15 protein-coding genes are annotated in these 12875 nt (G+C 62.3%); 5 read left to right on the top strand and 10 right to left on the bottom strand.

All coding sequences use genetic code 11. The features are described from left to right. Positions 1-5: 5 nt before the first annotated feature. Positions 6-659 (bottom strand): TetR/AcrR family transcriptional regulator, encoded by a 654-nt coding sequence (locus NKH63_RS02465; protein ID WP_023720781.1) that lies wholly within the window; start codon positions 657-659, stop codon positions 6-8. Positions 660-814: 155 nt separating this feature from the next. Here NKH63_RS02465 and NKH63_RS02460 point away from each other — a divergent pair, with 155 nt between their 5' ends. Beyond that, positions 815-1243, top strand: coding sequence for an anthrone oxygenase family protein (locus NKH63_RS02460; RefSeq protein ID WP_023720782.1), 429 nt, complete (start codon positions 815-817; stop codon positions 1241-1243). Positions 1244-1280: 37 nt separating this feature from the next. Here NKH63_RS02460 and NKH63_RS02455 read toward each other — a convergent pair whose 3' ends face one another. Next, positions 1281-1733, bottom strand: coding sequence for a MarR family winged helix-turn-helix transcriptional regulator (locus NKH63_RS02455; protein WP_023720783.1), 453 nt, complete (start codon positions 1731-1733; stop codon positions 1281-1283). A 100-nt stretch (positions 1734-1833) separates the two neighbouring features. On the opposite strand from NKH63_RS02455, the gene NKH63_RS02450 reads away from it, so the two are divergent. Continuing rightward, a complete protein-coding gene (locus tag NKH63_RS02450) occupies positions 1834-2139 on the top strand; it encodes a Rieske (2Fe-2S) protein (protein ID WP_023720784.1) in 306 nt (101 codons plus the stop codon). A 1-nt stretch (position 2140) separates the two neighbouring features. Next, positions 2141-2866 carry a glutathione S-transferase family protein gene (locus NKH63_RS02445; RefSeq protein ID WP_352483014.1) on the top strand — a complete coding sequence of 242 codons (726 nt, stop codon included), beginning with the start codon at positions 2141-2143 and terminating at the stop codon, positions 2864-2866. Positions 2867-3121: 255 nt separating this feature from the next. Here NKH63_RS02445 and NKH63_RS02440 read toward each other — a convergent pair whose 3' ends face one another. Beyond that, positions 3122-3532: a winged helix-turn-helix transcriptional regulator gene (locus NKH63_RS02440; protein ID WP_023720786.1), complete on the bottom strand. Its 411-nt coding sequence runs from the start codon at positions 3530-3532 to the stop codon at positions 3122-3124. Between the two features lie 136 nt (positions 3533-3668). Here NKH63_RS02440 and NKH63_RS02435 point away from each other — a divergent pair, with 136 nt between their 5' ends. Further along, complete coding sequence (locus NKH63_RS02435; protein ID WP_023720787.1) at positions 3669-4559, top strand: SDR family oxidoreductase; 891 nt, start codon at positions 3669-3671, stop codon at positions 4557-4559. A gap of 41 nt (positions 4560-4600) precedes the next feature. Here NKH63_RS02435 and NKH63_RS02430 read toward each other — a convergent pair whose 3' ends face one another. From NKH63_RS02430 to NKH63_RS02420, 3 genes are all read right to left on the bottom strand, one after another. Next, complete coding sequence (locus NKH63_RS02430; RefSeq protein ID WP_352483013.1) at positions 4601-6520, bottom strand: potassium transporter Kup; 1920 nt, start codon at positions 6518-6520, stop codon at positions 4601-4603. Positions 6521-6678: 158 nt separating this feature from the next. Further along, complete coding sequence (locus NKH63_RS02425; protein WP_352483011.1) at positions 6679-8592, bottom strand: potassium transporter Kup; 1914 nt, start codon at positions 8590-8592, stop codon at positions 6679-6681. A 96-nt stretch (positions 8593-8688) separates the two neighbouring features. Next, positions 8689-9429 (bottom strand): pyridoxine 5'-phosphate synthase, encoded by a 741-nt coding sequence (locus NKH63_RS02420; RefSeq protein ID WP_023720789.1) that lies wholly within the window; start codon positions 9427-9429, stop codon positions 8689-8691. Between the two features lie 114 nt (positions 9430-9543). Between NKH63_RS02420 and NKH63_RS02415 the strand changes: the two genes are divergently transcribed. Further along, positions 9544-9948 carry a SpoIIAA family protein gene (locus NKH63_RS02415; protein WP_023720790.1) on the top strand — a complete coding sequence of 135 codons (405 nt, stop codon included), beginning with the start codon at positions 9544-9546 and terminating at the stop codon, positions 9946-9948. 10 nt (positions 9949-9958) lie between these two features. Here the strand turns inward: NKH63_RS02415 and NKH63_RS02410 are convergent, their stop codons facing one another. The 4 genes from NKH63_RS02410 to nthA form a co-directional block, all read right to left on the bottom strand. Beyond that, the gene (locus NKH63_RS02410; RefSeq protein ID WP_023720791.1) at positions 9959-11086 is read right to left on the bottom strand and encodes an ATP-dependent DNA helicase; all 1128 of its coding nucleotides are present in this window, start codon (positions 11084-11086) and stop codon (positions 9959-9961) included. 146 nt (positions 11087-11232) lie between these two features. Continuing rightward, positions 11233-11598, bottom strand: a complete 366-nt coding sequence (locus NKH63_RS02405; RefSeq protein WP_352483010.1) for a nitrile hydratase accessory protein — start codon at positions 11596-11598, stop codon at positions 11233-11235. Then, the gene (gene nthB, locus NKH63_RS02400; protein WP_352483009.1) at positions 11585-12244 is read right to left on the bottom strand and encodes a nitrile hydratase subunit beta; all 660 of its coding nucleotides are present in this window, start codon (positions 12242-12244) and stop codon (positions 11585-11587) included. The genes NKH63_RS02405 and nthB overlap by 14 nt, the downstream gene beginning before the upstream one ends. Continuing rightward, positions 12241-12846 (bottom strand): nitrile hydratase subunit alpha, encoded by a 606-nt coding sequence (nthA, locus tag NKH63_RS02395; RefSeq protein ID WP_023720794.1) that lies wholly within the window; start codon positions 12844-12846, stop codon positions 12241-12243. The genes nthB and nthA overlap by 4 nt, the downstream gene beginning before the upstream one ends. Between the last annotated feature and the right edge of the window lie 29 nt (positions 12847-12875).

The following is a 12875-nucleotide window of genomic DNA, read 5'->3' as shown; positions in this document are numbered from 1 at the left end:
TGAATTCAGAGGCCCTGCGGCCCGGTTTTTGCCCCGTAAAGAGCGAGAAACTGCTGCGTCGCCCGGACGGCATCGCCGCCGATCGCCGCATCAGTCAATTCCAGCCGGTCGCCGAGCAGCAGGCGGATCTGCACGTCGCGGGCGACCAGCCCGAAAAAGGTGCGGAAAGCCATCTCAGCGTCGGAAAACTCGAGGAAACCAGCTTCCTTGCCTGCCTCCAGCACCGGCTTCAGCCGCCTGGCCAGCGCGAAGCGGCCGTTCTCCAGCACGATGGCGCCGAGATCGTCCTTCCCCGAACTAGCATGGCCGACCGCCACCCGGTTCAGCGCGATCGAGGTGTCGCTCGAAATTACCCTGAGCCAGTCCGAAGCGAAGCGTTCGAGGCTCGCCGTCAGCGAGGCAAGATCGAGTCCCTTGCGGTCGACCGGCACTACCCGCACCTTGGACGCCTGCCATTGCACCGTTGCCGTCAACAGCCCGTCGCGATCGCCGAACCATTTGTAGAGCGTCTCCTTCGAGCAGCTCGCCCGCCGCGCCACGGCGGTCATGGTCAACTGATCGCCCTCTTCGACCAGCAGGCGAAGGGCGGCGTCGAGCACGGCCTTCTGCCGCTCCGTCAGCGTCTCGCTGGTGTCGATGTCGGTCACAGCGTGCAACACAGTCTTTCCTCAGGAGGCGAACTCACCCGCAGTTCAGATACGAACTCGACCGCGTACCGTACGTTACGGTTCGGCTTTATGGCGTATTGCCCGACCCGGCGCAAGCCTTATTTCTGTAGCTTGCTCCATGCGGGGCATTACGGGAGACACGGATCATGCTCGCCGGATTGCTTGCCTTGACCGTTGCCGCTGTGTTTGCAGGCGCGGCTATCTACGTCAGCGTCGCCGAACAGCCGGCGCGGCTTCGCCTCGATGACAAAGCATTGCTGCAGGAATGGCAGCCTTCCTACAAGCGCGGCGCCGCCATGCAGGCCTCGATCGCCGTCATCGCCTGTATTCTGGGCCTCGTCGCGTGGTGGCAGACCGGCAATCTCGCTTATCTGGCCGGCGCCGTGCTGATCATCCTGCCTTGGCCATGGACGCTGCTGGTGATGATGCCGGCAAATCGGCTGCTGGAGGTGATGGACGCTAACACCGTCAATCCTGAGGCTCGGACAATGATCGTCAAATGGGGCAATCTGCATCTGGTCCGCGTCGGGCTTGGGGTTCTGGCGACATTGGCATTCCTTTGGGGCAGTGCCTGACCTCGCAGATCCGCGCCATCTTCGGCACGAAGGCGTGTCACGCCAGGGCGGGCGGATCTCGCAGGCGCCCAAGCAGAGCCGACAGCGTGTCCAGATCATCGTTGGAAAGCTGGGAGCCGACCAACTCCGATATCGAGCGGCCGTAGACGACCCACATGCGGCGGCGCGTCTCGCGCCCCTTGCCGGTGATGCGGATGGTTTGCCCGCGGCCGTCATCGGCAACTGGAAGCTTCTCGACCTGCCCGTCGGCTTCGAGCCGCGCCAGCAGCCGCGAGATGTTGTATTGCGCAAACAGGGTGCGCTCGGTGAGTTGGAACGGCCGCAATCCGCCCTCGCCCGCCTCGGCAAGCTCATGCAGCACGTCGTACCAGGCAAGCGGCGGCAGGCCACTGTCCTTCAGCGCGTCCTCGGCTCGTTCCAACAACTGGCGCGAAACCCGCATCAGGCGGGCCCAGGCTTTGATTGCTGGAGGTGAAGGAATCCCGGTCATGATTACATCGTAGGCGATAGATGCAACTGCATCAAGCTTGACGATCGATGCAAATGCATCTATATAGATGCAATCGCATCAATCATGAGAGGCAATTCCGATGAAGCATGAAATCTGCAGGATCGCCGACATTCCGGAAACAGGCAGCCTGATCGCTCCGTTTTTCGGCCGCGAGGTCCATGTCTACGGCAGCGGCGAGCGTATCCGCGCCGCCGCCAACGTCTGCCTGCACTTCGGTGGCCCGCTCGACTGCAAGGACGGCAAGCTCGTCTGCCAATGGCACGGCGCCTCGTTCGACATGGCGAACGGTGATCGCCTCGAAGGCCCAGCGCCGAAGGGCTCCCGCCTGATGTTCCTCTCCACCCGCGTCGAGAACGGCGCCTTGAACTATGTCTGGGGAGAGTGAGATGACCGACAAGCTCATCCTCGTCAGCCACCATGTTTGTCCCTATGTGCAGCGCGCGGCGATTTCGCTTCGCGAAAAGGGCGTGCCGTTCGAGCGCATCGCCGTCGATCTCGCCAACAAGCCTGCCTGGTTCAAGGCGATATCGCCGCTCGGCAAGGTGCCGCTGCTTCGCGTTGAGCATGACGGCCAGGAAACGGTGATCTTCGAATCGCTCGTCATCCTCGAATTCCTCGAGGAAACCCAGCCCAATCCGCTGCATCCCACCGATCCCTATGCCCGTGCCCGACATCGCGCCTGGATCGAGTTTGGCTCGGCAATCCTCAATGCCATCGGCCGCTTCTATTCAGCGCCTACGGAAGCCGCGTTGCTCGCCGAAAGCGAGGCGCTATCGGCGGTGTTCGATCGCCTGGAAGTGGAACTGGCGAATGGCGCGGTTGGGCCGTGGTTCGCCGGTGAGCGCTTTTCACTGGTCGACGCGGTCTACGGGCCGATTTTCCGCTATTTCGACGTCTTCGACCGGATCGGCGATTTCGGCATCCTGGACGGAAAGCCGCATGTCCAGGTGTGGCGCGAGGCGTTGCGCAAACGCCCATCCGTGAAGGACGCGGTCGCTCCCGATTATCCGCAACGCCTCCATACATTCCTACAGGCGAAGGGCTCGCACCTTTCGGAAATCATCCGCCGAAACGATCCGGCCACCGGGCTTCCGCAAGCCCGATCGGCTTGAATGGATTGATCACAGTGCCGGTAATCATCGAGGCAAGGATATTCGTTTCCGGCGGAATGCTTGCCACTGGCCACCAGCCTGTCGCGGACGCAAGCCTCCAGCGCAGTATCGATACGTCCGTTCCGATGAGCGCGTAACTGATCGCCGCGCCGGCAATCGCGATGTCCAGAGAATTGCCCATTTGCCCGACCCGACCCAGGCCGGACAATCCTTCAGCGTTGTCGCTAAATCAAGCCGCTGTCTCGGCCTTGAGACTCAGCCTTCGGCAGCATCGAAAACCTTCCGCGCCTCGCGTACAGCGCCGTGATTGAGCTCGGCCCATTGGATCAGCTGGTGCAAGGGTCCAAACATCGAGCGCCCGAGATCGGTGAGGCTGTATTCAACGCTCGGCGGTTTGGTCGGAAAAACCTCGCGATGCACATAGCCGTCGCGCTGCAGATCGTGCAGCGTCTGGGTGAGCATGCGCTGTGAAATATCGGGCACGAGGCGCCGCAACTCGCCAAAGCGGTACGGCTTCTCGGCCAAGGCCTCCATCAGCAGCGAACTCCATTTGTTGCTTATGCCCTGGATCACGTCGCGAACCGGGCAATCCGCAAGGTTTCCGCCACCGCTGCCTGCTTTGTAGATCTCGAGCTTCGATCTCAGATTGACGATCTTGCCGTCCATGGCTGGTTCCCTGGCTGTGCCTACCTCCCGCAAAACTGCCTTCTTTACGAGGATGGGTCAATTCCTATTTTAGTGCTGGTCTCTTTTTGAGACTAACATATGCACCCGCCGCTCCGGCGCAACGTCAGGACCTTTCATGACCGACACCCTTCTCGTCACCGGCGCCTCCGGCCAGCTTGGCCGCGGCGTCATCAATCATCTGCTTGACACGCTCAAGGTCTCCCCTCAGCGCATCATCGCCGCTACCCGCAATCCGGAAAATCTGGCCGATCTGGCAGCCCGAGGCGTCACCATCAGGACGGTCGACTTCGACGACACCGCATCGTTGGCCAGTGCATTTACCGGCGCCGACAGGGTTCTGATCATTTCGACAAACGAGCTCGCCATTCCGGGCAAGCGCCTGAAGCAACATGAGACCGCGGTCGCCGCCGCAAAAAGCGCGGGTGTTTCGCATCTGCTCTACACATCGATGCCCAATCCGGAGCCAGGATCGCCGGTGCTGTTTGCGCCCGATCACCACGGCACCGAGCAGGCGATCAAGGCGAGCGGTATCCCCTCCACCATCTTCCGCAACGGCTGGTATCAGGAGAACCTGTTCCTGGCGCTGCCGCACGCCATCGCCTCTGGGCAGTGGTACACGTCCGCTGGAGACGGCCGCATTGCCCACGGCGCGCGCGACGATATGGCTGCCGCGATTGCCGCCGGCCTCGCTTCGAGCGCAACCGAAAGCACGACATACACGCTGACCGGCCCCAAGGCCCACACGATGGCCGAAATTGCAGCCCTCGTCACCGAGATCACCGGCAAGCCGATCGAAGTTGTCCAGCTTTCGGATGAAGCGCTGACCGAGGGATTGAAGGCAGCCGGCGTTCCCGAGGCTTTCGCCCCCGTTATCGTTTCCTTCGATACCAACACCCGCTCCGGTCGCATCAGCATGGTGACCGACGCGGTCGAGACGCTGTCCGGCAGGAAGCCGCAGCCGCTGAAGCAATTTCTTGAAGCAAACAAGGCGGCTCTGGTGAGCTGAGCCTCACAATGGCCGTGCCCTCAAGGGGCACGGCCGTTTGTTTAGATAGCCACCTGCGTCCCGATCTCGACGACGCGTCCGGTCGGGATCTGGAAATATTCCGTCGCATCGGCCGCCGAGCGCGCCAGCCCGATGAACAGCTTGTCCTGCCAGACCGGCATGCCGGAATTGGGCGATGCCTTGAGCGAGCGCCGCGACAGGAAGAAGGATGTCGTCATGATGTCGAACTTCCAGCCCTGCTTGCGGCAGATCGCCAGCGCGCGCGGGATATTGGGCTGCTCCATGTAGCCGAAGGTCAGCGTCACCCGCATGAACAGCTCGTTGACCGTCTCCATCTTGACGCGCTCGCTGTCGGGCACGACAGGCTGCGGCGCCGTCACCACCGAAAGGATGACGTTCTGTTCGTGCAGCACCTTGTAGTGCTTGAGGCTGTGCATCAGCGCCGTCGGCGCACTCAGCGGATCGCTGGTCAGGAACACTGCGGTGCCCGACACCAGATGCGGCTTCTTCTTCAGCAGATTGCCGGCGAGGAAATCCAGCGGGATCTCGTTCCGGCGGGTCTTTTCGAACAAATAGCGGGTGCCGCGGATCCAGGTCCACATGGTCAGCACAATAACTGCGGCAATGGCAAGCGAGGACCAGCCCCCTTCAAACACCTTGACTATGTTGGCTGCAAAGAAGCCGGTATCGACGAAGGCGAACACCGCCATCAAGGCGACCGCGACGCCGAGCGGCCATTTCCAGATGCGCGTCATTACAACAAAAAGCAGTATGTTCGTCACCAGCATGTTGCCGGTCACCGAAATACCGTAGGCCGAGGCCAGGCGGCTGGATTCGCCGAAGCCGACCACCAGCAACATCACCACCAGCGCCAGCATCAGGTTGATGCGCGGCAGATAGATCTGGCCCGACTGTTTTTCCGACGTGTGCTGGATGACGAAACGCGGCAGCATGTTGAGCTGCACCGCCTGCCTGGTCAGCGAGAAAGCGCCGGAGATCACCGCCTGGCTGGCGATGACGGTCGCCGCCGTCGCCAGCACGACCATCGGAATAAGCGTCCAGCCCTGGTTCATCTCAAAGAAGGGATGGCCGACAACACCGCCATTTGCGAGCACGAAGGCACCTTGCCCGACATAGTTGAGCAACAGACAAGGGAACACAATTGCCAGCCAGGCGAGCACGATCGGCTTGCGGCCGAAATGGCCGAGATCGGCATAGAGCGCCTCAGCGCCGGTGACGGCGAGGAAGACCGCACCAACAGTGACGAAGGCGACGTCGGGCGAGTTGACCAGGAACGACACGATGTAATGCGGGCTGATCGCCAGCAGGATTTCCGGATCGGCGATGATGTGGTTAATGCCGGAAAGGCCGATGGCCAGGAACCACAGCGCCGTGACTGGCCCGAACACCAATCCTACGCCGCCGGTGCCGAACCGCTGTACCGCAAACACGATCGCCAGGATGGCCAGCGTCAGCGGCACCACATAGGGCTGGAATGTCGGCGTGACGACATTCATGCCTTCGACCGCCGATAGTACCGAGATCGCCGGCGTAATGACTGCGTCGCCGAAAAAAAGCGCCGCGCCGACAATGCCGATGCCGAGGATCACCGCCGAGCGCGTCGGGAAACTGTTGCGCGCCAGCGCCATCAGCGACAGCACCCCGCCCTCGCCGCGATTGTCGGCACGAAGCACGAACATGATGTATTTGATGGTGACGGTGATCGTCAGCGACCAGATGATCAGCGAGAGTACGCCCAGGATGTCGCCACGGTTGGCGACGTTGCCGCCGGCTGATGCATGCAACGCCTCTCGGAATGCATAGATCGGGCTGGTGCCTATATCGCCGTAAACCACACCGAGTGCGCCCAGCATCAGCACCTTGGTGCTGTGCTGCTCGACCTCAGAATGGCTTGATTGTTCGACAGGTTCTGCCTCGTTACCAGCATTGGCAAGGGCCATGGACGACACTCCGATAAGCGGGCGGTGCTCTACGCTTGCTGCGCTGCAATATCAAGTGCCGTCACGTAATGGCTCCGTCCCGATATTGCGAGTCGTCCACGACTTGGCAGACTCAGTCCCATCGGCAGACTACCTGGAATGTCGCAACGGACACGTTTTTAAATAGCCACCTGCGTCCCGATCTCGACGACGCGTCCGGTCGGGATCTGGAAATATTCCGTCGCATCGGCCGCCGTGCGCGCCAGCCCGATGAACAGCTTGTCCTGCCAGACCGGCATGCCGGAATTGGGCGAGGCCTTGAGCGAGCGCCGCGACAGGAAGAAGGATGTCGTCATGATGTCGAACTTCCAGCCCTGCTTGCGGCAGATCGCCAGCGCACGCGGGATGTTGGGCTGCTCCATATAGCCGAAGGTCAGCGTCACCCGCATGAACAGTTCGTTGACCGTCTCCATCTTGACGCGCTCGCTGTCGGGCACAACCGGCTGCGGTGCCGTCACCACCGAAAGGATGACATTCTGCTCGTGCAGCACCTTGTAGTGCTTGAGGCTGTGCATCAGCGCGGTCGGCGCGCTCAGCGGATCGCTGGTCAGGAACACTGCGGTGCCCGACACCAGATGCGGCTTCTTCTTCAGCAGATTGCCGGCAAGGAAATCGAGCGGAATCTCGTTCCGGCGGGTCTTTTCGAACAAATAGCGGGTGCCGCGGATCCACGTGGACATGATCAGCCCCATGGCGCAAGCGACTGTTATCGAGACCCACCCGCCTTCGAGGATCTTGACGATGTTTGCGAGGAAAAATCCGGTATCGATCGTGCCAAACAGCAGTGTGAGCGCCGCCGCCAGTGCAAGCTGCCATTTCCACCGGAACCGCATCACGACAAACAGCAGGATGGTTGTCATCAGCATTTCGCCAGTCACCGAAATGCCATAGGCGGAAGCCAGCGAACTCGAACCGCCAAAGCCGACCACCAGCAACATCACGCCCAGCGCAACCACCAGATTGACGCGCGGCATGTAGATCTGGCCGGATTGCATTTCGGACGTATGCTGCACCTCGATGCGCGGAAGCAGATTGAGCTGCACCGCCTGGCGGGTCAGCGAGAAAGCGCCGGAGATCACCGCCTGACTGGCGATCACGGTCGCTGCCGTGGCCAGCCCAACCATGGGCATCAGCGCCCAATCAGGCAGCATCTGGAAGAATGGATTGGTGGGTTTGCCGCCGTTGGCCAGAACGAACGCGCCTTGTCCGAAATAGTTGAGGAGCAGACAAGGGAACACCACGGAAAACCATGCCAGCACGATCGGCCTGCGCCCGAAATGACCGAGGTCGACATAGAGGGCTTCGGCCCCGGTGACCGCCAGGAACACCGCCCCGACCGTGACGAAGGCACCGGTGGGCGTATTGGCCAGATAAGCGACCGCGTAATAGGGATTGATCGCCAGCAGGACCGACGGGTCGTCCAGCAGATGGTACACCCCGGCGGCGCCGATCGCCAGGAACCACACTGCCGTCACCGGTCCGAACACGGCCGCCACCCTGCCGGTGCCAAAGCGTTGCACGGCAAAAAGCATTGCCAGGATGACCAGCGTGATCGGAACCACATAGGTTTCCAGCGTCGGGGTCACCACTTCCAGGCCTTCGACCGCCGAAAGCACGGAGATGGCCGGCGTTATAATGGCGTCGCCGAAAAACAGCGCCGCGCCGCACAGCCCGATCCCCAGGATGAGCTTGGCTCCATTGGGATAAGCGCTGCGCGCAAGCGACATCAGCGACAGCGTGCCGCCCTCGCCCTTGTTGTCGGCTCTGAGAACGAAAGCGACGTACTTTATCGTGACGATGATCGTCAGCGCCCAGACGATAAGCGACAGCACGCCAAGGACGTCGTTGCGGGCTACCGGTCCCGACGATGCGTGCAGCGCTTCCCGAAATGCATAGATTGGGCTGGTGCCGATATCGCCGTAAACCACGCCCAGCGCGCCCAGCATCAGCACCTTGGTGCTGTGCTGCTCGACGGTGGAGTGGCTGGATTGCTCGATGGGTTCTGCCTCGCTACCGGCGTGAGCAAGGGCCATGGACGACACTCCCATAGACGTGCGGTGCTCTATGCTGCGGGGTGGAAAGGACGCGCTGCCATGCCGGGAACGCACGGCCTATCGGCTCGCCTCTCTCTACCAGCCACAAGCCTTCAGAAACCGCCTGACCGTTGCGGCCATGCCATACTCCAACGCATCGGCTGTCAACCCATGTCCGATCGACACTTCGGCCAATGCCGGGATGCGCCTGGCCAGTGCCGGCAAATTGCTCACCACAAGGTCGTGCCCGGCATTGACCTGGAGCCCTGCAGCAAGTGCGGCATCCGCCGTCTTTCCCAATTTCTCCAATTCCTTCGCCGCTTTTGCCGAATCGGAATGATAGCTGCCATATGGACCCGTGTAGAGTTCGATCCGGTCGGCGCCGGTGTCGCGAGCGGCTTTCACGCCATCGGGATCCGGATCGGAAAAGAGCGATACGCGAAAGCCTCCCTTCTTAAGGCGCTTGACGACCGGTGTCAGGAACGCAGCCCCGGCGGCGAAGTTCCAGCCATGGTCGGAAGTCGCCTGCACCGGGTCGTCGGGCACCAGCGTCACCTGTTCCGGCTGATGCTTTTCCACAAGCGCCAGGAACTCCTCGGTCGGATAGCCCTCGATGTTGAATTCCGCACTCGGGAACTCGTCGTCGATCAGCGCCCTGATCTCAGGCAGATCGGAATGCCTGGTGTGCCGCTCGTCGGGTCGCGGGTGCACCGTCAGCCCATGCGCACCGGCGGCAAGGGCGATGCGTCCGAGCCCCGTCACGCTTGGCCACGGCAGGTCGCGCCGGTTGCGCAGCATGGCGATGGCATTGAGGTTGACGGAAAGCTTTGCAGGCATTTGCACGGTTCCAGGCTGATCTCGGCGCGCATCTATAGCGCCTTTAAGGGGAACAGACAGAGGGTTTCAGGTGTTCCAGGGGAACGAAGAAAATCGAGCGCAAGGAGTTTCCTGTTGAATTTTCTCGATGCCGTGCCGGCGATCCGCCGCATCGATACCGATCGCGAAGACCTCTTCGCCATCGATGTCGTCGGCCATGTCGCAGCGGCTGATGCCGAAAACCTGTTCGGATTGCTGGAGGCAGCCTACGCGCTGCACACGAAAATCGACGTGCTGGTGCGCCTGATCGATCATGAGGGTGTCGACTGGACCGACGTATCGGACGAGACGATCGAACAGGGCATAGCTCACGCGGTGGAGCATATCGGCCGCTGCGCGGCGGTCGGTGAGCCGAACTGGATAGCGGAGGCAAGAGCCTTCTTGCCAGCCTCTTTGCCTATCGAACTCCGGCATTTCGAGGCTAAGGACGAAACCGCCGCCTGGGAATGGCTTGGCGCCAGACCGATCGCCCAGCGCTGATACGGCCGCCCTATCGGACGATCGTCAGCCGTTCGGCCGCGCGCGTGATGGCGGTGTAGAGCCAACGCTGCCGGGTTTCCTTGAATGCCCAGCTTTCGTCGAAAAGCACGATCTCGTTCCACTGCGACCCCTGCGCCTTGTGCACGGTCAGCGCGTAGCCATAATCGAAATCGTCGAAGCGCTTCTTCTGCTGCCAGGGAATGTCGGCGTCCGGATCTTCGAACGCCGCCTTGAGCAGTTTGATCTTGGCGACGCCGCGATCCGGATCGTCTTCCTCCGGCGAGACCAGCAGATTGATGCCGGGCTTGACCGTCTCGCGCGACGAGGTCATCACCTTCCACAGCGAGCCGTTGAGCAACCCCTTGGCTGGATCGTTGCGCAGGCAGACCAGCTTGTCGCCGGCTTGCGGATAATCGGCGTTGAACCCCTTCAGCTCGCGCAGCCGCTGATTATAGCGACGGCGCGTGCGGTTGGTGCCGACCAGCACCTGGTCCGCCTTCAGCACCAATTCCTGGGTGACGTCTTCCTTGCCGATCACTTGCGCCGCGCCATAGTCGCCGCGCATGAACTCGCGGCCCTCGCGCACATCGAGCGCAAGCCGGATGATCGGGTTGTCGCGCGCCTGGCGATGGATTTCGGTGAGCAGAATGTCCGGCTCATGGTCGGTGAAGAAGCCGCCGCCGGAGATCGGCGGCAACTGGCCGGGATCGCCAAGCACCAGGATCGGCGTGCCGAAGCTCATCAGGTCACGGCCAAGCTGCTCGTCGACCATCGAGCATTCGTCGATGACGACGAGCTTGGCCCGCGAGATCGGGCTCTGCCGGTTGAGCGAAAAGGTCGGCGACATCGAGGTTTTGCCGGTCACCTCGTCCGCTACCGATTCCTCGCCTTTCGGCCGGTAGATCAGCGAATGGATTGTGCGGGCATTGACCGCGCCCTTGGAACGCAGCACCTGCGCCGCCTTGCCGGTAAAGGCGGCGAACTGCACCTGGCCGTCGACATGCTCGGCGAAATAGCGCGCCAGCGTCGTCTTGCCGGTGCCGGCATAGCCGAACAGCCGGAACAGCTGCGGCTTGCCGGCTTTCAACCAGCCGGCCACCGCCTTCAGCGCCTCGTCTTGTTGAGGGGAGAATTCCATCAGCGCGACAGACCGGATTCGCGAGGGAAAGACAAGGTGACTGCCGTCACCATCAACTTCATCGCCTGCAATTACGCTGCTGCGACAGGGCCAGGCTATCAGCGACGAAGAGGAACGTAAAGAGAACAACGCCGGGCGACGACAGCTTACCCAGCCCGCTGTGGATCGTTCTCCAGCAGGATCGGCTTGCCATGCGGCGTAGCATGCGCGGCCCGTTCCCAGGCAGCAGCAAGGCTGTCGACGTCGCTCCTACCGGCAACGCCTTTGGCCGAAAGCAGCTTTTCTAGCGCGGCCAGCCAGTGCTTGTAATAGTCATGACCGTCGCGCGCGGCGCCCGGCCGCTTCACCTCGGCCGACAAGGCGTCCGCCCATTCGCTCCACGAAAACAGCCCGTTGTCGTGTAGCGCCACCGTCATGGCGAAGGCCTCTGCTTGCCACGGCTGGGCGAAGACTGGCGCCTCGACACCGGCGGGCAGCGCGATGGCGACTGAGCCCGTCTCACGCCGCTTCAAGATAGCTCTCCCAGGCATCGATCGACACGACAAGTGTCGGGTCGGCGCCCTCGCCCCAGATTTCGCTGCCGGTGAAGGCCACCGTATAGACCCATTGCGGGTTTTCGCCCTGGCCGTGCGCATTGGTGTCGGGAAAAACGAAGCCGTCACGCATGGCCTCGATGACGCCTCGCTTGCCACGCGCGTAACGCGGCAGCCTGGTGTGGCCGGTCGGATGAAAGTTCTTGGTTCGCACGAGGTCGCCTGCCTTGAATCGCGGCGGGACGGCGACCGGCCGGTCGCAAGGCCCGCCCTTGGCCAGCACCGCCGAAACGTCTTGCGCCTTCAGGACCCGCTTGGGTGTCGCTACCGGGTCGACCGCATCGCCCCTGGCCAGATCGCGGTCGCTGACGAAACCATGGCGTTTGAGTAACACCTCCAGCGCCTTGATCCAGATTTCGTAATAACTCGACGCATAGTAGTCGGCCGGGTGCAGCGATTCCCGCGCGTGCCGGCTCTCGTCGATGTTCCAGGCGCCCATGGCGCCGGCGCACAACGTCACGCCCAGCGCCCGCCTCTCCCAATCGGCATGGAAATAGGGTTCGTCCTGTTCAGGCGCGACCGGCCCGAAACCCATCTGGCCGCCGAGATCCTGCGGCCCGTTCATGCCGGTTCCCGCGCCAGCGCCGTGCCGATCATGGCATCGCGCGTCACCAGATCGGCGAGCCGCGCCTCATCCCAGCCCTCTGTGTCCCTGGGCCGCATCGGCACCACCAGATAGCGCAGCTCGGCGGTCGAATCCCACACCCGGATTGCCGTCGTCGCCGGCAAGGTCAGCCCGAATTCGTCGAGCACGCCGCGCGGATCGATCACCGCGCGCGAACGGTAGGGCGGCGCCTTGTACCAGACCGGCGGCAGGCCGAGCACCGACCATGGATAGCAGGAGCATAGCGTGCAGACGACGAGGTTGTGCGTGTCGGCCGTGTTGAACACCGCCTGCATGTGTTCGCCTTGCCGGCCGGTGTGGCCGAGCGATTCGATGGCCGCCGTCGCATCACGCTTCAGCCATGCGGCAAACCCGGGATCAACCCAGGCCTTCGCCACCACCTTTGCGCCGTTGCGCGGCCCGACCTTGGTTTCGTAGGTATCGACGATGACGTCGATCGCCGCTGGATCGATCAGCCCCTTGCGGGTGAGAATCGTCTCCAGTGCGCGCACACGCGCCGCAAAAGCATCAAGCTCGTTGTCGTGGTCGTGATTGTGCAGCATGGCATCAAATTACGATCGCGGACCTCCGG

This window comes from Mesorhizobium sp. M0960, assembly GCF_040319055.1.
Taxonomy (GTDB): domain Bacteria; phylum Pseudomonadota; class Alphaproteobacteria; order Rhizobiales; family Rhizobiaceae; genus Mesorhizobium.
The sequence above is the reverse complement of the archived record's forward strand: the minus strand, read 5'-3'. Positions and strand labels throughout refer to the sequence as shown.

Coding starts and splice junctions, on each gene's coding strand:
- NKH63_RS02410 (WP_023720791.1), bottom strand. CDS start 11,086: ATGGAATTCTCCCCTCAACAAGACGAGGCGCTGAAGGCGGTGGCCGGC.
- NKH63_RS02430 (WP_352483013.1), bottom strand. CDS start 6,520: ATGGCCCTTGCCAATGCTGGTAACGAGGCAGAACCTGTCGAACAATCA.
- nthB (WP_352483009.1), bottom strand. CDS start 12,244: ATGAACGGGCCGCAGGATCTCGGCGGCCAGATGGGTTTCGGGCCGGTC.
- NKH63_RS02460 (WP_023720782.1), top strand. CDS start 815: ATGCTCGCCGGATTGCTTGCCTTGACCGTTGCCGCTGTGTTTGCAGGC.
- NKH63_RS02455 (WP_023720783.1), bottom strand. CDS start 1,733: ATGACCGGGATTCCTTCACCTCCAGCAATCAAAGCCTGGGCCCGCCTG.
- NKH63_RS02435 (WP_023720787.1), top strand. CDS start 3,669: ATGACCGACACCCTTCTCGTCACCGGCGCCTCCGGCCAGCTTGGCCGC.
- NKH63_RS02445 (WP_352483014.1), top strand. CDS start 2,141: ATGACCGACAAGCTCATCCTCGTCAGCCACCATGTTTGTCCCTATGTG.
- NKH63_RS02425 (WP_352483011.1), bottom strand. CDS start 8,592: ATGGCCCTTGCTCACGCCGGTAGCGAGGCAGAACCCATCGAGCAATCC.
- NKH63_RS02420 (WP_023720789.1), bottom strand. CDS start 9,429: ATGCCTGCAAAGCTTTCCGTCAACCTCAATGCCATCGCCATGCTGCGC.
- NKH63_RS02450 (WP_023720784.1), top strand. CDS start 1,834: ATGAAGCATGAAATCTGCAGGATCGCCGACATTCCGGAAACAGGCAGC.
- nthA (WP_023720794.1), bottom strand. CDS start 12,846: ATGCTGCACAATCACGACCACGACAACGAGCTTGATGCTTTTGCGGCG.
- NKH63_RS02440 (WP_023720786.1), bottom strand. CDS start 3,532: ATGGACGGCAAGATCGTCAATCTGAGATCGAAGCTCGAGATCTACAAA.